This window comes from Flavobacterium hauense (assembly GCF_054457175.1).
This window is the reverse complement of the sequence record NZ_JBTKVX010000002.1, coordinates 169,207-190,956: the sequence shown is the minus strand read 5'-3', so window position 1 is coordinate 190,956 and position 21,750 is coordinate 169,207. Positions and strand designations below refer to the sequence as shown.

General features: G+C 40.1%; 19 protein-coding genes. 13 read left to right on the top strand and 6 right to left on the bottom strand.

Translation table 11 applies throughout. The annotated features are described in order from the left end of the window. Window positions 1-73: 73 nt before the first annotated feature. The 6 genes from ACX0HA_RS02015 to ACX0HA_RS01990 all read left to right on the top strand — a co-directional run bounded on the left by ACX0HA_RS02015 (window position 74) and on the right by ACX0HA_RS01990 (window position 8,757). Window positions 74-2,863, top strand: coding sequence for a TonB-dependent receptor (locus tag ACX0HA_RS02015; RefSeq protein ID WP_458843597.1), 2,790 nt, complete (start codon window positions 74-76; stop codon window positions 2,861-2,863). A gap of 82 nt (window positions 2,864-2,945) precedes the next feature. After that, the gene (locus ACX0HA_RS02010) at window positions 2,946-4,121 is read left to right on the top strand and encodes a hypothetical protein (RefSeq protein ID WP_458843596.1); all 1,176 of its coding nucleotides are present in this window, start codon (window positions 2,946-2,948) and stop codon (window positions 4,119-4,121) included. A 217-nt stretch (window positions 4,122-4,338) separates the two neighbouring features. Then, window positions 4,339-4,677 (top strand): T9SS type A sorting domain-containing protein, encoded by a 339-nt coding sequence (locus ACX0HA_RS02005; RefSeq protein WP_458843595.1) that lies wholly within the window; start codon window positions 4,339-4,341, stop codon window positions 4,675-4,677. 126 nt (window positions 4,678-4,803) lie between these two features. After that, on the top strand, window positions 4,804-5,784 hold the full coding sequence (locus tag ACX0HA_RS02000) for a LuxE/PaaK family acyltransferase (protein WP_458843594.1): 981 nt from the start codon (window positions 4,804-4,806) through the stop codon (window positions 5,782-5,784). A 283-nt stretch (window positions 5,785-6,067) separates the two neighbouring features. Next, window positions 6,068-7,084: a hypothetical protein gene (locus ACX0HA_RS01995; RefSeq protein WP_458843593.1), complete on the top strand. Its 1,017-nt coding sequence runs from the start codon at window positions 6,068-6,070 to the stop codon at window positions 7,082-7,084. 26 nt (window positions 7,085-7,110) lie between these two features. Then, the gene (locus ACX0HA_RS01990; RefSeq protein WP_458843592.1) at window positions 7,111-8,757 is read left to right on the top strand and encodes a T9SS type A sorting domain-containing protein; all 1,647 of its coding nucleotides are present in this window, start codon (window positions 7,111-7,113) and stop codon (window positions 8,755-8,757) included. Between the two features lie 90 nt (window positions 8,758-8,847). Here ACX0HA_RS01990 and tyrS read toward each other — a convergent pair whose 3' ends face one another. Then, the gene (tyrS, locus tag ACX0HA_RS01985) at window positions 8,848-10,149 is read right to left on the bottom strand and encodes a tyrosine--tRNA ligase (RefSeq protein WP_458843591.1); all 1,302 of its coding nucleotides are present in this window, start codon (window positions 10,147-10,149) and stop codon (window positions 8,848-8,850) included. A gap of 96 nt (window positions 10,150-10,245) precedes the next feature. Between tyrS and ACX0HA_RS01980 the strand changes: the two genes are divergently transcribed. Further along, window positions 10,246-11,238, top strand: a complete 993-nt coding sequence (locus ACX0HA_RS01980) for an NAD-dependent epimerase/dehydratase family protein (RefSeq protein WP_458843590.1) — start codon at window positions 10,246-10,248, stop codon at window positions 11,236-11,238. Here the strand turns inward: ACX0HA_RS01980 and ACX0HA_RS01975 are convergent. From ACX0HA_RS01975 to ACX0HA_RS01965, 3 genes are read right to left on the bottom strand one after another with little or no spacing between them, the layout of a single operon-like run. Beyond that, window positions 11,180-11,620 carry a DUF4296 domain-containing protein gene (locus ACX0HA_RS01975; RefSeq protein ID WP_458843589.1) on the bottom strand — a complete coding sequence of 147 codons (441 nt, stop codon included), beginning with the start codon at window positions 11,618-11,620 and terminating at the stop codon, window positions 11,180-11,182. The two genes, ACX0HA_RS01980 and ACX0HA_RS01975, sit on opposite strands and share 59 nt — an antisense overlap. Before the next feature lie 16 nt (window positions 11,621-11,636). Next, entirely contained in the window at window positions 11,637-12,977 is a 1,341-nt protein-coding gene (locus tag ACX0HA_RS01970) for a dihydroorotase (RefSeq protein ID WP_458843588.1), read from the bottom strand. Window positions 12,978-12,987: 10 nt separating this feature from the next. Next, on the bottom strand, window positions 12,988-13,710 hold the full coding sequence (locus ACX0HA_RS01965; protein ID WP_458843587.1) for a polyprenol monophosphomannose synthase: 723 nt from the start codon (window positions 13,708-13,710) through the stop codon (window positions 12,988-12,990). Between the two features lie 104 nt (window positions 13,711-13,814). On the opposite strand from ACX0HA_RS01965, the gene ACX0HA_RS01960 reads away from it, so the two are divergent. Both ACX0HA_RS01960 and ACX0HA_RS01955 read left to right on the top strand, forming a co-directional pair. After that, a complete protein-coding gene (locus ACX0HA_RS01960) occupies window positions 13,815-14,486 on the top strand; it encodes a DUF4271 domain-containing protein (RefSeq protein ID WP_458843586.1) in 672 nt (223 codons plus the stop codon). Window positions 14,487-14,502: 16 nt separating this feature from the next. Next, window positions 14,503-15,261, top strand: a complete 759-nt coding sequence (locus ACX0HA_RS01955; RefSeq protein ID WP_458843585.1) for a uroporphyrinogen-III synthase — start codon at window positions 14,503-14,505, stop codon at window positions 15,259-15,261. Between the two features lie 324 nt (window positions 15,262-15,585). Here the strand turns inward: ACX0HA_RS01955 and pckA are convergent, their stop codons facing one another. Together pckA and ACX0HA_RS01945 are read right to left on the bottom strand one after the other, a co-directional pair. Beyond that, window positions 15,586-17,187 carry a phosphoenolpyruvate carboxykinase (ATP) gene (gene pckA, locus ACX0HA_RS01950; protein WP_458843584.1) on the bottom strand — a complete coding sequence of 534 codons (1,602 nt, stop codon included), beginning with the start codon at window positions 17,185-17,187 and terminating at the stop codon, window positions 15,586-15,588. A gap of 79 nt (window positions 17,188-17,266) precedes the next feature. After that, complete coding sequence (locus tag ACX0HA_RS01945) at window positions 17,267-17,653, bottom strand: DUF423 domain-containing protein (RefSeq protein ID WP_458843583.1); 387 nt, start codon at window positions 17,651-17,653, stop codon at window positions 17,267-17,269. A 110-nt stretch (window positions 17,654-17,763) separates the two neighbouring features. Between ACX0HA_RS01945 and ACX0HA_RS01940 the strand changes: the two genes are divergently transcribed. The 4 genes from ACX0HA_RS01940 (at window position 17,764) to ACX0HA_RS01925 (ending at window position 21,734) form a co-directional block, all read left to right on the top strand. Next, complete coding sequence (locus ACX0HA_RS01940; RefSeq protein WP_458843582.1) at window positions 17,764-19,134, top strand: saccharopine dehydrogenase family protein; 1,371 nt, start codon at window positions 17,764-17,766, stop codon at window positions 19,132-19,134. 252 nt (window positions 19,135-19,386) lie between these two features. Continuing rightward, complete coding sequence (locus ACX0HA_RS01935; RefSeq protein ID WP_458843581.1) at window positions 19,387-20,091, top strand: hypothetical protein; 705 nt, start codon at window positions 19,387-19,389, stop codon at window positions 20,089-20,091. A gap of 131 nt (window positions 20,092-20,222) precedes the next feature. Next, a complete protein-coding gene (locus ACX0HA_RS01930; RefSeq protein ID WP_458843580.1) occupies window positions 20,223-20,921 on the top strand; it encodes a hypothetical protein in 699 nt (232 codons plus the stop codon). 138 nt (window positions 20,922-21,059) lie between these two features. Next, entirely contained in the window at window positions 21,060-21,734 is a 675-nt protein-coding gene (locus ACX0HA_RS01925) for a membrane lipoprotein lipid attachment site-containing protein (protein ID WP_458843579.1), read from the top strand. Window positions 21,735-21,750 lie beyond the last annotated feature (16 nt).

Below are 21,750 nucleotides of genomic sequence, written 5' to 3'. Positions count from 1 at the left end.
CCAGTCATAACGATTATGTAACACAGCATCCAAATCCCGGCAGTTACTTTGCAGCAAAATTATAACACACGAAATGAAACTTAAATTTTTATTAATTGCACTCTTTATTGTAACGTTAGGGTTCGCCCAAAACAAAGGTACAATTACCGGTACTATTACCGACAAAAACATGACAGATGAAACACTACCTTTTTCTAGCGTAGTTGTTAAAGGAACATCTGTTAGCGCAAACGCCGACGAAAATGGTGTTTACTCATTATCTGTTAACGAAGGAACACACACACTTATCTTTAACTTCTTAGGTTATCACAATGCCGAAGTACAAGTATCGGTTAAAGCAGGTGAAACTAAAGTAGTAAACCAGGCACTAGAGTCTACCAGCGTTCAGCTTGCAGACGTAGTAATAGAGAAAGTGGTGAACCGTGAAAAAGAATCGGCTCTTATGGCAGAGCAGCAAAATGCTGTAGAAATGAAACAGGCCATTGGCGCACAGGAGCTTTCACGTAAAGGTATCAGTGATGCAGCTGCAGCCGTTATAAAAACATCTGGTGTTGCAAAATCTGACGATGTAAACAATGTATTCGTACGTGGTCTCGGAGACCGTTACAACTCAACTACATTAAACGGGCTACCTCTTCCTTCAGAAGATCCTGTATATAAAAATATTTCACTTGAATTCTTTGGCTCATCTATTATAAAGAATATCAACATCAACAAAACGTTCAGCGCTGATCTTTATGGTGATAATGCAGGAGCTAATATTGACATTGCCTCTAAAGAAGTAGATAAAAGAAGTTATTTTACTGCAGGTGTAGGAACAGGTTACAACACCAATGCACTTGGCGCAAGTAATTTTCTGGTAGCCGATGGTGCTTACAATTACTTTGGGTTTTTAGAAAACGGAAATGACGTTCCTCTTAACAACCTTAAAAGCTACGATTTTAAAACAAGCTTTGCCCCTCTACAAAAAAGCAATACCGTTAATTCAAACTTCAATATTGCAGCAGGCGGTAAGTTTGACCTTGGTGAAGAAAAAACACTTTCGGTTTTTGCCGTGGCACAAAACTCAAGTGATTTTGTATACAAAGAAGGCCAGACAGCATCGGTAAACCCACAGGGTGGTTACGGAATGGATATGGATTTTGAAAAATCAGAATACAAAGCTACTCAGGCAGTATTAGGAAATGTAAAATATAAATACGGAAACCAAAGGAGCATTGCATACAACGCCCTTTATATTCACGACAGCAAACAATCAGTAGGTGATTATAGCGGTTTTTCTAAAAACATAAACGACAATAACGACGCTAACAATTCATTTATACGTCGTCAGCAATTAAACAATAACAACCTGTTTGTTAACCAGTTATTAGGCGAATACCGCTTTAATGACAAGATAAAAGCAAATGCAAGCGTTGCTTACAACATGATCAGGTCAAGCGAGCCGGACAGACGTACTAACTCATACGATTATGATTATAATGGTACAAACGGTAACGGATATACTGTAGCAAGTAACTCGGCAGGTCTTAACAACCGTTTTTACTCTACACTTGAAGAGAATGATATTGCAGGAAAACTTGAAGGAGAATATACATTTAACCCTGAAAGCAACCTGAAAAAGATATTAACTGTAGGTTTTAACATCCGTAGTACAGACAGAACTTTTAACTTTACACAGATCAACTACGACTTTAACAATCCTGTAGCAATTGATATCAACAATCCTGATGCAGTATTCAACCAGGAAAACTTAACACTTGGGAAAAACAATGGTGGATTTGACCTTGTAACAGGAAGAGGAAAACAAGCGAATGCACTTGATCCTTTCTACTACCTGGCTGACAGACAAATTGTATCGGGTTATGCACAAATGGCATACCCATTCAGCGAAAAGCTAACGGTTCAGGCTGGTGTGCGTTTTGAAAAAGTAAACCAGACAATTGACTGGGACACTAACCTTTCAAGCAGTGTAAACAACCTTGCTATAGACCCTTCTAAGATTGACAAGAATTACTTTCTGCCAAGCCTTAACATGAAGTATTCGATAAACGAGAAAAATGCATTACGTTTTGCAGCAAGCCAGACTTATACATTGCCTCAGTTTAAAGAAACAGCAGCTTTCCTTTATGAGGATATAAACTTTTCAGAAATGGGTAACCCTGACCTGTTACCATCTACAAATTACAACGTAGACCTTAAATATGACTGGTACCTGTCAGACAATGAAGTTATCTCAATAGGTGGTTTGTACAAATACATACAAGACCCGATAAGCCGTATGAGAATCCTTTCTGCTGCTAATGACCTTTCTTATGTAAATACCGAAAAAGCTTTTGTTGCCGGTGCTGAAGTAGAAGTAAGAAAAAACATTTTCAGAATGGGGAGCGACCTAAGAAAAAAAGATCTGACATTCGGGCTTAACGCTTCTTACCTGTACACTGAGCAGGTTCAGAACGATGCTACAACAGATAAATATACGGTACAGTTTACCCATGACAAAGGAAGAATGCAGGGTGCATCTCCGCTACTTATCAATACAGACATCAGCTATAACGTAAGCGATGATAAAACAGCTTTACTATCAACTCTTGTTTTCTCATACTTCTCTGACAAAGTTTACTCAGTAGGTACAAATAGTAACGAAAACATAATAGAGAAAAGCGTACCGGGACTGGATTTCATCAATAAATTTGACATCAAAGACAGTAACATTCAGCTAAGCCTTGGTGTTAAAAACATACTGAATCCAAGATACAGACTTACCCAGGATACCAGCTTAAATGGCACAACCACGGAAACGATTGTAAACAATTACCGCAAAGGAGTATTCTTATCGTTCGGTATAAACTGGACACTATAATAAGCGAACACAACAATTAAATCAGATAAATATTTTTTTTTAAACAATTAATTAAACTATGAATTTCAAAACCATGAACACAATGAAAAAAGTTCTTATGCTTTCCCTTATCGCAGGCTTCTTTACAGCTTGTGGAGACGATGATTCAAAACCATCTACTAACCCAGGTACAGCTGACGGAGTAATTACTTCTCTTCAGGATCCTGACTATAGCGCTACTGCTCTTAAAGGAATCATTGGTGCTAACATCGAATTGCCAGCTGGAGAGTATGTACTTTCTGCAGGTCTTGTTGTAAGAGCTCCTTACACACTTAAACTTGCTCCGGGCGTTACTTTTAAAGCTGTGGCTGGTGGTACAAACGTTTATGTAATTGTTGAGCAAGGTGCTAAACTTGATGCTCAGGGTACTGAAGCAGCTCCTATTACTTTTACATCTAACGCTGCAACTCCTGAACCAGGTGACTGGGGTGGTGTAATCCTTTGTGGCAAAGCTCCTATCAGTGGTGGTGGTACTGCTGTAACTGAGGTTGTTGACCATTTCTATGGTGGTGAGGATACTAATGACAACTCTGGTTCTCTTAACCACATTGTTATCAAATATTCTGGTGCACGTATCAACGGTGAAAAAGAATTTAACGGTCTTACTTGCTACGGTGTAGGTAAAGGTACTTCTATCCAAAACATCGCTATCTACAATGGTGATGACGATGCTATCGAATTCTTCGGTGGTTCAGTAGATGTTACTAACCTTCTTGTAGTTAACGCTAAAGATGATATGATTGACTGGACTCAAGGTTATGTAGGTAAAATAACTAACGCTTATGCTGTTAGAGAAGCTGCTTACACTGCTATATCTTCTGACCCAAGAGGTATCGAAGCTGATGGTAACCTTGACGGTCTTAACCCTACTCAGGGAGGTCAGTCTAACCCAACAGTTACAGGTCTTACAATCGTAAACAATGCTCCTGTTGCTCTTTCTGACATCATCAAAATCAGAAGAGGTAGTGGTGCAATCATCACTAACACTCTTGTTCTTTGGAATGCTTCAGCTACTGTAGCTCCAGACGATTTCGTAGACTGTACAGATTCTCTAGGTCATGCTATGGCTAGTACTTCAGTTACTGTACTTGCTAACGGTGCTGCACTTAACCTTACAGATAACAAAGCTGGCGATAATAACGCTACAATTTCTGTAACTCAGGGTACTACAGGTGGTGCTACCACTTCAGCATTTGCTTGGACTGGTTACGCTTTCTAATCTGAAAGAAAATCAAATAAAATAATTTCTTCACGAAATACTTTAAACATCCGCCAAATGGCGGATGTTTTTTATTTTGGCAATATATGCAGCTTTTCCGCAGTTAAATATTGTTTTTTATAACTCTTATATAGTGAAGACTAATAATTTAACAATAATGCTTTTTTGGTATAATATTTGAAACATCTTTTGTATCTTTACACAATCATTACACCATATGACAAAAAAATACTTTTATATCGCCTTACTCCTAACCTGCCTATGTTCTCTTGGTGCCGTTGCACAGGAAAGCAGAAGTACTGTGGCGGCCGGTAAAGAACCTATTGAAGGTCTTAACATCTACCCCAACCCTACAAAAGCAGACAGGATTTACATTACCACGGCAAAACCTGCCATGAGTAAAGAGGTAGAAATTTATGACATGCTTGGAAAAAAAATACTTCAGGCTACCCTTAACGGAAAAGAATTGAATATTTCTAATCTTAACCGTGGTGTATATATCATTAAAGTAAGAGAAGGTGATGCCTCTGCTACCCGTAAACTGGTTGTAGAGTAACCCTGCCAAAAATAATCACAAGCACCGCCACGGCGGTGCTTTTTTATTTTATAGTGTTCAAACTTTTCACTGCAATCAAAAAAGTTTAAACAAGTTCTTTCGTATTTTTACAAAAAATAATTTCCCTTGGTCAACGCTCAGGACATATTTGCAATAGGCTCTAAAAAAGAGTTCGAAAAGATTACCTTAAAAGTGTTTCGTCACCAGTACGACAACAATACCGTATACCGCGATTTTTGCAGCTTTTTAAAAAAAGATAAGCAAAACGTGAAATCGGTTCAGGAAATCCCTTTCTTACCCATACAGTTCTTTAAAAGCCATGACGTTGTAAGCTCCACCGATCCTGTTCAGGAAACCTTTACCAGCAGCGGCACAACAGGCATGGTAACCAGCCGCCACCTTGTAACCGACCTGAACTATTACGAGCAAAGCTTTCGCCTTGCGTTCTCGCAATTCTATGGTAATATAGAAGATTATGCCGTGCTGGCACTCCTGCCGTCTTACCTGGAACGCGAGGGATCGTCACTCATATATATGGTAGAAGATCTTATTGAAGGCTCCAACAACTCTCACAGCGGCTTTTACCTGCACAATTATGACGAACTCATAACAAAGCTCACCGCTCTTGATAAAGCCGGGCAAAACGTGCTGCTGATAGGCGTTACCTATGCACTTTTGGATTTGGTAGAAAAACAAAGCTTCGATCTTAAAAACACCATTATCATGGAAACCGGAGGCATGAAAGGTCGCCGCAAAGAGATGATCCGTGAAGAGCTACACGATGTGCTTTGCAAAGGTTTTGGTGTAAGCAAGATCCATTCAGAATATGGCATGACCGAATTATTATCTCAGGCATATTCTTTGGGTGACGGTATATTTGAGTGCCCGCCATGGATGGATATCCTTATACGCGATACAGAAGATGCGTTAAGCTATGTCGATTCCGGCAAAACAGGCGGCATCAATGTAATTGACCTTGCAAATATCAATTCCTGCTCATTTATTGCCACTCAGGATTTGGGTAAAAAATACCCCAACCAATCGTTTGAAGTATTGGGCCGTTTCGATAATTCGGATATCCGCGGATGTAACCTTATGGTATACTAAACATTAACCCGCACATTTCCAGTCTATAATAAACTAAACATTACAATTTAGCTTGTAAATCGACATATTTACGCTGTTTCTAAAAAATATCACAAAATAATTTACACCTTCGTTGAATTAACTTTTAATTAAACCGAACGCAATTGCTGACACGTAGACTTTAAACATCTAATTTGTAGATATTTAGAAATATTTAACAAGAAAAAAATACCGTAAAAATATTTTTTCTGAAAAATTTATTTACATAGATTTAACAAAATTAATCTTAAATCTATAATAAATTATGAAACCAAATCACCTTTTAACAGGCTTTCTAGTAATCGGATCAGTTTTAACAATGAGTGCTCAGGATGTATCATCATCACCTTATCTGGTTAGTGGTGGCCAGGACGCAGGACACAACGGAGATAAAGGAACGTACTATGGCTATCAAGCCGGAAAACAAACAGTGGCTGAAGCAATCGGAAATTGTTTTATTGGCCATGATGCAGGTGTAGGCAATATTACCGGAGTAGAAAATGTATTCATGGGACTTCAATCAGGAACCAACAGCAGCGAGGGCCATCAAAATGTATTTATTGGATCTTACTCAGCTGTGTCAAGTATAAACAGTAACCGCAATGTAGTCATAGGACAACAGGCCGGTGACAAAATGGTAAGTGGCGATTCAAACGTATATTTAGGAATATATTCAGGCAGCGGCGGACCATCAAAACCTAATAACAATACCTTTCTAGGAGCCTTTTCAGGCACAAATAGTTATGGGTCAGGCAACGTATTCCTTGGTACCCGCGCAGGGGCAGGATCAAAAGTAGACAATCAGCTATACATCTCAAACTCTGACGATGCAACACCACTTATCTGGGGTGATTTTAAAAACGACCTTGCGAAAGTTAACGGTAAATTAGGCACCGGAAATCTTGTAAATTTCCCAACCATGGCAGGCAACGTAAATGTTAGCAAATACTCGATTTTTGCAATGGGAGGCATCCTTACAGAGGAAGTGCGCATCATGAAAAATATAGATTGGGCAGATTATGTTTTCGATGCAGATTACAAATTGTCAACTCTTGACGAAGTAGAAGCTTTCATCCAACAGAATGGCCATTTACCAAACGTCCCTTCTGCCACAGAAATTAAAAGAGACGGACTTGAACTGGGCGAAATTGCCAAGATCCAGCAGGAAAAAATTGAAGAACTGACACTATATCTTATAGAGCAGAAAAAGCAAAACGAAAAGCAGGATCAGCAAATAAAAGAACTGACAGCACTGGTACAGCAACTAACTCAAAAGAAATAAATATAACATCATAAACAGTAACATATATGAAAAAGTTATATTTATTACTAACAGCAATAGCGCTGACAGTTGTTAGCGGCTATTCCCAAAACCTCCAAAACGCCAACTGGTATTTTGGTGACTTCGCAGGAGTGACCTTCCTGCCAAATCCAAGTGCACCAACAGGAGTAAGCAATAGCGCAATGCATGCTTATGAATCGGCAGCATCGGTTTCAGACCCCACAGGACAACTATTGTTTTACACCAATGGCTGGACCGTATACAACAGGCAACATCAGGTTATGACAAACGGAAATGGCCTGTTGGGAGACTTATCAAACAGCCAGATGGCTATTGTACCCCGCCCGGGATATCCTGACAGGTATTATATAATTGCCATGGATGGTTCATCGGGATATATGAACGGCCTTACCTATTCTGAAGTTGATATGGCAATAGGAACTGATGGAGCGGTAACATCAACCAAAAATGTTTTTTTTAAAGACCACAATGGTGTTACGATAAATTCCCCATACAATCTAAACGGCCCAAACTACTCAGAAAAAGTAACTACGACAAAACACTGTAATGGTGTCGATTATTGGATTGTCACTCAAATAAAGGATAATATTTATTCTTATAAAGTGACGTCCTCAGGCATCAGTGTACAACCTGTAGTTTCACCAGCTTATATTGGCTCTTCTTTGCCCGGAAATGGGCAGGGAAACATAAAAATAAGCCCTGACAACAAACGCATAGCTATATGTTATAGTTCCAATAATGGTGGTGTTATGCTTGGCCAGTTCAATAGCGCAACAGGACAGGTTATCTTAGACCCGAATGTAATATCGTTAGGCAATATGTCTTACTTCCGTTTAGAATTTTCACCTTCAAGCCAGTATGTATATTTCTCTGCAGGCAGTGCCCTGTATGTAACCAGTGCTTATTCTAATACTGCTACGCTTGTGACTAACGCTGTTCCTATTAATGCAATTCAGCGTGCTCTAAACGACAAAATATATATTACATATGGCATCGTGGCCCACAACTCCCATCTGGCAGTCCTTAACGATCCTGACAACGCTGCAAATCCCGATTTTCAAACTAACGCAATCGATTTAAGCCCTGCCTACCACAACGGCTACACAAACCTGCCTCCATGGGTATACAGGCATGGTGCCGGCTGTGACGACCATATAGTGCTAACAATCCCAGAGGGAAATATAACACATGAGTACAAGTATAGCAATTACGTGCAGGCAGAGGGCAATTACAAAATAATCTCCTCGCTTCAGGACATTACCATGCAGGCGGGCAACTATATTGTTTTAAAACCCGATGTTTATATCAAAAGTGGCAGTAAATACTATGGCCATATTGAAGACTGTGGAAGCAATCTTCGCCTCGCTATAGCTGTATGTCAGGAAAGCCAAAGCCAGACTGAAGAGGTTAACGAAGTTTCAAGAACAGGGCTTCAGTTATTCCCTAACCCTGCAAAAGACATTGTAAACTTCTCATTACCTGACGAAATCATAAGCCAGGTTACCATCAGTTCACTCAGCGGATTAACTTTAATTCAGGAGCAACCTAAAGACAACGCAGTAAATGTGTCACGTCTTGAAAAAGGAATCTATATTGTTGTGATTACCACACAATCAGGCAAAACATACAATAAGAACCTTGCTATCGAATAATTTTGATCAACAATAGCGCTTACACAAGTGCATTAATACAAAAAGGAGCCCTCAATCAGAGGGCTCCTTTCAATTATATATAGTCAGTTATTATCCTTCAACAGGAATAACGAAGTTCTTTTTCTTACCGTGCGATACAAGAATATATTTACCAAGAATAATATCCGATTCAGATAATGTAAATGTCTCAGTTACTTTGTCTTTATTGATGGCAACCGCATTAGCGATAAGTGCTTTTCTTGCCTCACCACGCGATGAGAATATACCCGTTGAATCCGACAGGATGCTCACGATATTAGCCTCTTCGCCAAGATCGGCTTTTTTTATAGCCGGAGTAAGGAATTCACCAAAGATATCGGTAAAGAATTCATCATTAAGACCTTCAAGATCCTGCTTGTTATAGTTAGAGAATACAAATTCCGATTTTTTAACCGAATCTTCCATATCCTCTTTAGAGTGAACAAAAGTAGTTACCTCTGCAGCAAGTTTCTTTTGAAGTATCCTTAAATGCGGAGCTTCGGCATGCTGTGCAATAAGCGCTTCTATCTCTTCCTGCGGAAGGAATGTAAATATCTTTATGTATTTTTCAGCATCGGCATCGCTTGTATTCAGCCAGAACTGGTAAAATTTGTATACCGATGTCTTGTCTGCATCAAGCCATATATTTCCACCTTCAGATTTTCCGAATTTAGAACCGTCAGCCTTCGTGATAAGCGGACATGTCATGGCATAAGCCTTAGCACCTTCGTCGTTCATTCTGCGCACAAGCTCAGTACCCGTAGTGATGTTACCCCACTGGTCGCTTCCGCCCAACTGAAGCATACAGTTGTATTCTTTATGCAGGTGGTAAAAATCGTACCCCTGGATCAACTGGTACGTAAATTCAGTAAATGACATTCCTGATCCCGCTTCGCCTGTAAGGCGTTTTTTAACCGAATCTTTTGCCATCATGTAGTTAACCGTAATACGTTTACCCACATCACGCACAAACCCGATGAACGAGAATTCCTTCATCCAGTCGTAGTTATTTACCAATACCGGTGCGTTGGCTTCGGTAGAGTTAAAATCAAGGAAACGCGAAAGCACACCTTTGATACCTTCTACGTTTTTATTCAGTGCAGCCTCATCAAGCAAATTACGCTCGTCAGACTTACCCGATGGGTCACCGATCATACCGGTAGCACCTCCTACAAGGGCGATAGGCTTATGGCCGCATTTGTTTAGATGAACCAATATAATGATAGGCACAAGGCTGCCGATGTGCAGTGAATCTGAAGTTGGATCAAAGCCAATATAGGCTGTGGTCATTTCTTTATTCAGTTGCTCTTCGGTTCCCGGCATAATGTCGTGCACCATGCCCCTCCATCTTAGTTCTTCTACAAAATTTTTCATAAGTATGTTTTAATGAGTTGCAAAAATACAAACCTGACAAACATTTTTGATTAACATTTGTAAAATATTCTCCTTTTACATCCTACATTTGTAAATATGATACTAGTAACCGGCGGAACAGGATTAGTTGGTGCGCATTTACTGCTCGAAATTACAGGAAGCGGACAAAAAGTGCGCGCTCTCTATCGCACTGACAAATCTCTCGATAAAACCCGTGCCCTTTTTACAGCCAATGCCAATCCTCATTTTGAAACTATAGAATGGGTAATAGGCGACATTACCGATATACCATCGCTTGAAGATGCTTTTGCCGGCATTGACATTGTATACCATTGTGCCGCCTACGTGTCTTTTGAACCGAAGGACGAAGAAATGCTGCGCAACGTAAACATTGAAGGTACAGCAAACATGGTAAACTGCGCACTTGATTATGGCGTGAAGAAATTTTGCCATGTAAGCTCAATTGCAGCATTAGGCGACGCTAAAGAAAACGAAACCATTACCGAAGAAACCGAATGGAATCCTGAGGTAACGCACAGCGATTATGCCATTAGTAAATATGGCGCTGAGATGGAAGTATGGCGTGCATGGCAGGAAGGCCTTAATGTGATTATTGTAAATCCGGGAATTATTTTTGGTAAAGGCTTTTGGGATTCTGGCAGCGGGAAGATGTTCAAAGCCGTAGATAAAGGACAGTATTTTTACACAAAAGGCAGTTGCGGTACTGTCGCAGTAGAAGATGTGGTAAAAGCAATGATGTCTCTTATGTCAACCGATACCAATGGCGAACGTTACACCCTAATTGCTGATAATGTTTCGTATAAAGATATGCTGGACACCATTGCCGACGGCATGAAAAAAAGCCGCCCTTCACTGCATGCCTCTCATTTAATGACATCTGTGGCATGGCGACTGGACTGGTTCTTTTCTAAACTGTTCAGGCAAAGGAGAAAACTAACCCGGAGCATGGCACGCTCATCACACAACCATGAGCGCTACAGCAACGCTAAGCTTAAAGAAAAACTTGATTTTACTTTTGTTTCCCCTGCTGTTTTTCTAAAGCAGCTTTCCGAAGGTTATCGTGCTTAGCACGAGCCTTGACAGGATCAGCTTTTTTAGCAGCTTTTGAAGTATCTGCTTTTACCGAAAACTGATCTTTTTCTTTTTTTATCCTTTCGGAAGCCTTTTTTTGTATGCCTTCATATTTTTCCATATTGGCAGCATACCATGCGTTGTTTTGGGCAAAAGTAAGACTGTCAATCTTGTATTTTTTGTAGATATAGTTTTTGGGCTCCACATCGTTATCCGTCAGCGCCTGTGGCTGGGATGCCCTCAAAGCCTGAATAATGTTAATATCATAAATGATATTTGCCATCTCATCCTCGGTAAGCAGGTGCTTTGGTTTTTCGACAGTTTCTTTCGCACACGAAAAAAGGAGGATCGAAAGCAATAACAATGTAATTCTTTTCATAGTACCCAAGATACTTTTATCTGTCAAACAATAATCTTTCTCCACAACGAAGGTCTTTTACCTTAAAGTTGTTGTATACAAGCGAACCGTTTACAAATGTATGGGTTATCCTCGATTTGAAGTTTACGCCTTCAAACGGAGACCATCCGCATTTGTACAGTATATTTTCTTTTTTTACGTTCCATGGCAGACCCGGGTTTACAATGGCAAGATCGGCATAGTAGCCCTCCCTGATAAAACCACGTTTCTCGATCTTGAATATTTTGGCAGGGTTGTGCGCCATTTTCTCCACGATCTTCTCTACCGAAATTTTCTTTTGGTGATATGCCTCAAACATTGCCACTACAGCATGCTGAACCAGCGGCCCTCCTGAAGGCGAGCTTGTATAAGGATTTTTCTTTTCGTCAAGGGTGTGAGGAGCATGGTCAGTCGCTATAACATCAATCCTGTCATCAAGCAACGCTTCCCAAAGTGCCTGGCGGTCTTCGGCAGTTTTTACAGCCGGATTCCATTTTATAAGTGCACCTTTCTTTTCATAATCAGCATCGCTGAACCACAGGTGGTGTACACATACCTCGGCAGTGATCATTTTATCTTCAAGCGGGATCTTGTTGGTAAACAGGTCGGTCTCGATAGCTGTAGACACATGGAATACATGCAGCCTTGCACCTGTTTTCTTAGCAAGCTCAATTGCTCGTGAAGAAGATATGTAGCAAGCCTCGGCACTACGGATAAGCGGGTGAAATTTCACCGGGATATCCTCGCCATATTCAGTTTTATATTTTTCAAGATTAGTACGGATGGTAGCCTCGTCTTCACAATGTGCAGCAATAAGCATCTTTGTGCTCGAGAATATCTTTTCCAGTACAGCTTCATCGTCTACCAGCATATTACCTGTAGATGAGCCAAGGAAAAGCTTAATACCCGCAACATTCTTAGGATTGGTCTTAAGCACTTCTTCAAGGTTATCGTTAGTACCACCCATCATGAACGAGTAGTTGGCATACGAAGTTTCAGAAGCCCTTTGGTATTTTTGCTCTAACAGCTCTTGTGTTACCGCGTTGGGTACAGTATTAGGCTGCTCTATAAAAGAAGTGATACCACCGGCAACAGCAGCACGCGATTCGGTTTCAATAGTTCCTTTATGGGTTAATCCCGGTTCGCGGAAATGCACCTGGTCATCTATGGCACCAGGTATCAGGAAGCTTCCTTCGGCATCAATAATTTGTACGTCGGAAAACTTAGGGCTTATTTTTTCGGCAATTTCTTTGATGAATTTATCTTCGATAAGCACATCACCTTCAAAAATAGTTCCTTCGTTTACAATCCTGGCATTCTTAATTAAAATCCTGTTCATTAATTCTTTTCTATAGTCTGTTAAGCATTTTTTTCATTCGCAGCGCCACTACACCAAAGATAGCTTCTTTTATGATAGCATTGCTCATTTTCGATTCGCCTTTTGTCCTGTCTGTGAAGATAATAGGCACTTCTACAATATTAAAACCGTTCGCATGCGCACGGTATTTCATTTCGATCTGGAAGGCATAGCCCACAAATTTTATCCTGTCAAGGTTCACGCTCTCCAATACCTTTCGGCGGTAGCATATAAACCCGGCAGTAGCATCTCTTATCGTCATACCTGTAATTGTCCTTACATAAGCCGAAGCATAGTATGACATCAGCACCCTGTTCAGCGGCCAGTTAACCACATTCACTCCGGTAACATAACGGGAACCTATCGCTACATCGGCACCTTTTACACAGGCAGCGTGCAACTTTTCAAGATCCATCGGGTTATGCGAAAAATCGGCATCCATCTCAAAGATGTATTCATATTTCCTCGCAATAGCCCATTTAAAGCCATGTACGTAAGCAGTACCCAATCCGGATTTACCCGGACGCACTTCAAGAAAAAGCTGTTCAGGATATTCGGCCTGCAGCTCCCTTACCTTTTGGGCGGTGCCATCGGGAGAGTTATCGTCTACAATAAGCACATCGAAGGCCGTATCAAGCAGGAAAACTGCCCTGATGATAGCTTCAATATTTTCAATCTCGTTATAAGTAGGTATTATAACTATGCCTTCGTTCATGTGGTGCCTTGAATTTTTGTGCAAAAATAACGTATTTCTAACGCTCTACACATAATTAAATTATAATTAAAATAAGAGAATGTAAAAAACACTAATTTTGCGGCATGATGGAACTGGTTTATAACGAGAGACTGGCAAGCGGCAAAGACTGGGCAACACTGCTTTTTGTGGCCTGTTTTGCCATAATTGCAATCAACCGAAATGTATTTGAAAACCGCTTTTCAGAATTTATAAAACTTGCGGTTTCAGACAAATACACCAAGATATATAAAGACAGCGGCAACATGCTAAGCTGGTTTACCATCTCTTTTTTCCTGATACAGGTCATTTCGTTCACATTCCTGCTACAGTTCCTGCTGAGCTATAACGACCCCGACCCGGGAAAAAAAACAAGCTGGATCTTTTTCATACAGCTGTTTACATTAATAGGCGTTTTTATTCTCGCCAAGTACCTTATAGAGAAAATTATTGCCACCGCATTCAATATAGAAGAGTTTAATGAGCTCTTTAACCTGCACAAAGTCAACTACCGTACTTATATCGGATTATTGCTTTTGCCTGTAAATATTTTCTTATTTTACAATAACTCACAGCACACAATTGTCATATACGTAATTATAGGACTGATAATCGCTGCCAGCATAACTTCATATCTTGTTTCATTGCGGATTTATCAAAATTTGATCCTTGGGAAGTTATTCTATTTTATTTTGTATCTTTGCACACTTGAAATAGCGCCCTATTATTTCATGTATTATTGGTTTACAAACGTATAGTATAGAACATTAAAATATGAAAGTGAAAACAATTTTGGTTTCTCAGCCAGAACCTAAAGTAGAAAATTCACCATACTTCGAACTTCAACAGAAACTAAAAGTAAAAGTTGATTTCAGGTCATTTATTCACGTAGAGGGTGTTAGCGCAAAAGATGTAAGGGCTCAAAAAATTGACCTTAACAATTATACTGCTATTATTCTTACCAGCAAGTTTGCGGTAGATCACTTCTTCCGTGTAGCAGAAGAGATGCGTTATAAAGTACCTGAAACACTAAAATACTTCTGTCAGAGCGAAGCTATTGCCTTTTACCTGCAAAAATATGTAGTGTATCGTAAGCGAAAAATATATGTAGGACAAAAGGACTTTGCAGATATGGCTCCGCTTATCAAAAAGTACAAAGACGAAAAGTTCCTGCTGCCGTCGTCAGACCAGCTTAACCACGATATACCTCCAACACTGGATGCCTTAAAGGTAGACTGGACTCCGGGAACCTTCTATAAGACGGTTATGAGCGACCTTAGCGACCTTAAAGACGTGTACTATGATGTACTTGCATTCTTTACGCCAACAGGGATTAAATCGCTTTTCAAGAACTTCCCTGACTTCCAGCAAAACAATACGCGTATCGCTGTATTTGGAAGCACAACGCAAAAGGAAGCCCTTGAACACGGACTAAGAGTTGATATCATGGCTCCAACACCGGATACCCCGTCTATGACCATGGCTTTAGAGAAATACATTATTAAAGCTAATAAAGAGACTAAGGAAAAATAGAACTTTACTTTATATACAAAAACAGCCGCTCAATGAGCGGCTGTTTTGTTTTATACTCCTCACCCCCGACCCCTCTCCAAGGGAGAGGGGAGTGAAAACCTAATCGGCATCGTATTTCACGAACTGTGTGCTTGCCCCTCTCGTTTGGAGAGGGTCGGGGGTAAGGAAAACCGCAACTCAACCACCCACCCTATAGGCATTCCTCCAAAGGAGGGAAAAGCTTACTCACATCCTCAAAAAGAGAAACTGAAATAAACGCATAAAAAAACTGCCCCATTACTGAGGCAGCCTTCTTTCCAAAAAACATCTATTCTAAAATTCACATTATGCCAACGGTCCGCCGGACATAATCTCTTCATTTGCAAATTCTTCGAATTTGGCAAAATTATTTTTAAATGCTGCAGCCAGTTCAAGGGCTTTTGCATCATAAGCTTCTTTATCTTCCCATGTATTCCTTGGGTTTAGTATTTCCGCAGGAACATTAGGACAACTTTGTGGTTTAGCCAGGCCAAACACAGTGTGGTTTTTATACTCAACATTATCAAGCTCACCATTAAGTGCAGCCGTGATCATGGCACGTGTATATTTCAACTTCATCCTTTGACCTGTGCCATAGGCACCACCAGACCATCCTGTATTGATTAACCATACATTCACGTCGGCATCTTTCATTTTCTTAATAAGCATCTCAGCATATTTTGCAGGGTGAAGCGGCATGAAAGGCGCTCCAAAGCAAGCAGAGAAGTTAGGCTGTGGCTCGTTTACACCTGCTTCAGTACCGGCAACTTTTGCAGTATAACCAGAAATGAAGTAGTAAGCAGCCTGTCCCGGAGTCAGTTTAGAGATTGGAGGCAGGATACCAAACGAGTCAGCGCTCAGGAAGAAAATATTCTTAGGGTTATGCCCTACTGAGTCCGGCTGTATGTTATCGATATGGTAAATTGGGTAACTAACACGTGTATTAGGAGTGATTGACACATCATCAAAATCCACCTCGTTAGTTCCTTCTTTAAAGATCACGTTTTCAAGGATCGCTCCTCTTTTGATTGCCCTGAAGATATCCGGCTCATTTTCCTCGGTAAGGTTAATTACCTTGGCATAACAGCCACCTTCAAAGTTAAATACGGTGTTATCGCTTGTCCAGCCGTGCTCATCGTCTCCGATAAGTTTACGTGCAGGATCGGCAGAAAGCGTTGTTTTCCCGGTACCTGAAAGGCCGAAGAAAATCGCTGTATCACCTTTTTCACCAACGTTAGCACTACAGTGCATCGGTAGTGTATTCTTATCTACAGGAAGGATAAAGTTCAGTGCCGAGAAGATGCCCTTTTTCATCTCGCCTGTATATCCTGTACCGCCCACAAGAGCGATTTTCCTTGTAAAATCCAGTATTGCAAAGTTAGACTGACGTGTTCCGTCTACAGCAGGATCTGCCATAAAGCCCGGAGCACATACTACATGCCAGTCGGCCTTAAAATTCTCAAGTTCTGATTCTTCAGGACGAAGGAACATATTGTAACAAAAAAGGTTTGACCACGCTGTTTCTGTTACTACTCTTACGTTAAGCCTGTAATCCTGGTCTGCACACACATAACTGTCGCGTACAAAAACCTCTTTATTAGAAAGGTAAGCAGTCACCTTATTATATAGTGCTTCAAATTTAGCACTGTCAAACGGGATGTTTACGTTACCCCACCATACTTTATCTTCGGTAATGCTGTCACGAACAATGAAACGGTCCTGAGGCGATCTCCCGGTAAACTCACCTGTATTGATTGCAAGTGCACCTGTATCGCTTTCAACTCCCTGGCCTTTTTCAATCGTGATATCATGTAACTCATCCGGAGTCAGCTGATATCTCACATTAGCATTCTTTATTCCCAAGTTCTCTAACGAAATCGTTTTCGTAGAAAGGCCGTAATTCTCCATACTTTTAGATATAAGTTGCATTGTTACAAAGCACAAAAGTAAAATATTTTTTTTTACATTGTATAAATTTCAAAAAAAATTATCGCTTTTGTTTAATTAAATGTAAAAATAAGGTTATCCACGCGCCTATTAATAGTAATCCTCCAATAGGAGTAACGAAGCCAATTTTCTTAAAATCAAAAGAAAACAACGAATTACATGCCAAAAAGTAGATAGATCCTGAAAAAAGCACTACACCCGATACCACCAAAATAAGGATGGTGTTTTTTGCTTTATCAGACACTAAAGAAGTTGTTCCCAAAAACAACAAAAACAAGGCATGATACATTTGATATTTCACTCCGGTCTCAAAAATTGTTATAGATTCCGGTGAAATAAGCTGTTTTAACCCATGAGCCCCAAAAGCTCCTAAAACAATAGCTATTGCCCCTAATACTGCGGCAATTAAAATAATTTTTCTATCCATTAGTTATAATATTATGCTGTAAAATTATAAACTTTTCATAATTTTTTTGTTCTAAAATTTTTTATAAATATAACATATCGCTACTTTCGTGTGATATTATCAAAATTGCCATGAGGAATATTTTTATTATTGGGGCCGGAAGATCGGCTTCATCACTTATAGATTACTTACTTAACAAAGCCGAAGCAGAAAATCTGCACCTTACCATAGGCGACCTTTCTGTTGATCTGGCCGAGCGCAAAACCAAAGGACACCCACGTGCAACTGCCATAGCTTTTGACATATTTAACGAGCAACAACGAAAAAGCGAAATCAGCAAAGCACATATTGTTATATCAATGCTGCCGGCGCATCTTCACCTTGAAGTAGCCAAAGACTGCATTACTTACAAAAAACACATGGTTACCGCTTCATACATAAGCCCTGCCATGCAGGAACTCGATGAGCTGGTAAAAGAAAACAACCTGGTTTTCATGAATGAGATTGGCCTTGACCCGGGCATTGACCACATGAGCGCCATGAAAATCATAGACGATATACGCGATCAGGGCGGCAAGATACTTTTGTTCGAGTCGTTTTGCGGAGGACTTGTTGCCCCTGAAAGCGATAATAACCTGTGGAACTATAAATTTACCTGGAATCCGCGAAATGTTGTGTTAGCAGGACAAGGCGGTACTGCAAAATTTATCCAGGAAGGTTCATATAAGTACATTCCGTACAACAAGCTTTTCCGAAGGACAGAGTTTATGGAAGTTGAAGGCTACGGCCGTTTTGAAGGCTATGCCAACCGTGACTCCCTTAAATACCGAAGCGTGTATGGTCTTGACGATGCCCTTACCCTTTACCGAGGAACCCTTCGCAGGGTGGGCTTCTCTAAGTCATGGAACATATTCGTTCAGCTTGGCATGACTGATGATTCTTATATCATGGAGAATTCTGAAACCATGAGTTACAGGGAGTTCATTAACTCATTCCTGCCCTATCACCCTACCGATTCGGTTGAGCTGAAACTGCGCCATATACTGAACCTTGACCAGGACGACATTCAATGGGAAAAGCTGGTTGAACTTGACCTTTTTAATGCTAATAAGATCATTGGATTGCACAATGCAACCCCTGCACAGATACTTGAAAAGATACTTAGCGATAGTTGGACACTGGGCCCTGAAGATAAAGACATGATCGTGATGTACCACAAGATAGGCTATCAACTGAATGGTGAGCGCAAACAAATTGACGCCACAATGGTATGCATTGGTGAAGACCAAACCTATACTGCGATGGCAAAGACCGTAGGCCTTCCTGTTGCAATTGCTGCGCTTCAGATCCTTAACGGAAACATAACTACTCCGGGGGTACAGCTTCCCATAAACAGGGAGGTATACCTGCCCATACTTGAAGAGCTTGAAGATTTCGGGGTTGTTTTTCACGAAAAGCAAAACACCTACATGGGCTATAACCCAAATAATGTAGCTAGCTAGATACGCTTTAACTAACTCAATATTACAAACCTCTCCTTCCCGGAGAGGTTTTTTTTATAAATATCAGATACTGATAATTAAAACATAAAGTCATTGTCCCAATTTTACAATTTCCGTGATTTTTTTCCTGCTAAATTTGCGGAATAAAATCATTCCGCAAGCGTCAAAATTCCTATATTTACGAGTAATGAAGCACTATTTTGGCATGTTCTTTGGTTTTAAGAAAACAAATCAATTAAAAATCAATCACAAATGAAAAAAGTATTATTTATTGCAGCTGCTATTATTGGTATGCACTATTCAGTAAACGCACAGGATTCAGAAACAACCACACCTGCAGATTCTCAAAGGTATGATGACAATAACCCGGGCAAAGGCCTTTATGTCTCTTTTGGGGTAGCCGGCAACGACGGCTTTAAAATGAATGACAGGCTAAAAGCACAAGGCCTGCCTGAACTTAATTCTACGGCATTTGAATCAACCATCGGTTGGTACATTATGATGAACAAATTGTCTTTCGACTTTGAGATCGTAGCCAGTTATATGGATGAAAAATCAGGGACCGACAGGGTGCGTAATGTCAATACGGGAATCAACCTTCGTGGTCATTACAACATTTTCACGAACAACAAATTCTTCATTACGGGGGGTGCCGACCTTGGCTATGCCTTCAATAACTTCAACATCAATACCCGTGGCAGGCTTATAGACCTGAATGACCTTGACCCGGCTGATAATCCCGGACATATTAACCTGTATAACGACCAGTTTATAATGGGGCCATCGGCAGCGTTTGGATTTTTACAGAATACAGACTATAAGATGAGACTAAATTTTGGATACAACTGGGCAGTGGTAAGCGGTCAATGGAGATCTCAGTTTGGTAATGTACAGAATACTTTCAGAGAAAACGGGCAAGGGCATTTTTATGCTAAGCTTTCGTTAATGCTGGACTAACAGGTACTGCAATATTTTACAGGAAGCCATTCGCAATAACGAATGGCTTTTTTGTGTTAAATACATGTAGTGAAATTAGGATATAACTCGTTAACTTATATCTTTACGCCTCATTCTAAACCAACTAATAAATGAAAAAACTGTTTTTTGCGCTTTTCGCGCTTACTGCGCTTGTCTCGTGCTCAGATGATGATACCAACAGCACCAACAATGAGGAAACTCAAAAATTTGTCACTTCAATGATAATTGGCGAAGGGGAAGATGCAGAGATGATAACCTTTCAGTATGATGATAACAAAAACCTGAAGACCTATCTGGAGGATGGCGATGTATCATTTACATTTACATACAATAGTAATAATGAATTGGTAACTATAACTGACGCTTTTGATGAATCATCATCTGTTGAGATTCAATATACTAATGGTGTATTGTCAGGCTACACGATCGATGGCTCTACCTTCCCCATTACATACAATGAAGAGACAAAAAAATATCTATTTGGCGGTTTTGGGATAGAAGTAGGCCTTGAGGGCAGGGATATTGGAACAGTAGCTGAAGCAGATGAGGAAGACTATGTTACTATTGATTATTTTGATGCCTATAAAGGACCGATGTACAATGTGCCTACCAAAGACATATTTTTAGTGAGCCTGTTTACAGATCTTTATTATTTGACCTCAACAAAGTCAATTAGCGGAATGAACGATGAAGGTCAGAATTATTCAACTGAGAGTACTTATGACGAAGACGGTTATGTAACAAAGATGATCTTAAAATCAGGAAGTACTAACGAAGATGTGATAACATTTCAGTATTCAGAATTATAAAACTTGCAGCTGCAAGTTTTACAGGAAGCCATTCGCAATAACGAATGGCTTTTTTTAGGCCTCAAATTTAACATTCCGTTTTGGAACGTTATTATCTAAAAAAAATATCTTTACACCTCAACCTAAACCAATTAAAAAATGAAAAAAATCCTGTTTTCGCTCTTAGCGATAGCCATACTTGCATCGTGTAACAATGACGATGACAAGAACAACAACCAAAAGTTCATGACTACGGCCGTTGTAGATGGCGACCCTATCGTATTTCAATATGATGACCACAAAAACCTTAAAGCCATGTTTGGCGACGGTGAAGCTATCTACACCTTTGATTATGATGACAACAATAATCTTATCGCAGTAAGAGATGAAGATGATATAGAACCTTTCATAACGATACAATACCAGAACGGTCAGCTGGTAAGCATTACCAATAGTGGTGCGACAATTCCGGTTACCTATAATGAGCAGACAAAAAAATATGTTTTTGGCGGAGTGAATATTGAGGCCGGCCTTGTTGGGAAAGACCTTGGTACGGTAGATGAGACCGGAGGCGAAAACTTGCTTACCCTTGAATATGTTTCGGATCACAAAGGGCCTTTTTATAATACACCAACTAAAAACCCTTTCTTGATTGGTTTACTTGTAGACCTTTATTATTTTACATCGACCAGGCCTATTGCTAAAATGATTGATGATGGCCAAACATATACCACCGAGAACATGTATGATGAGGACGGTTATGTTGTAAAAACTGTTTTTAAATCAGATACACAGGAACAGGCAACGATTGTTTTCCAGTATTCAGAGTTATAGGCAATCTGTCAAAATT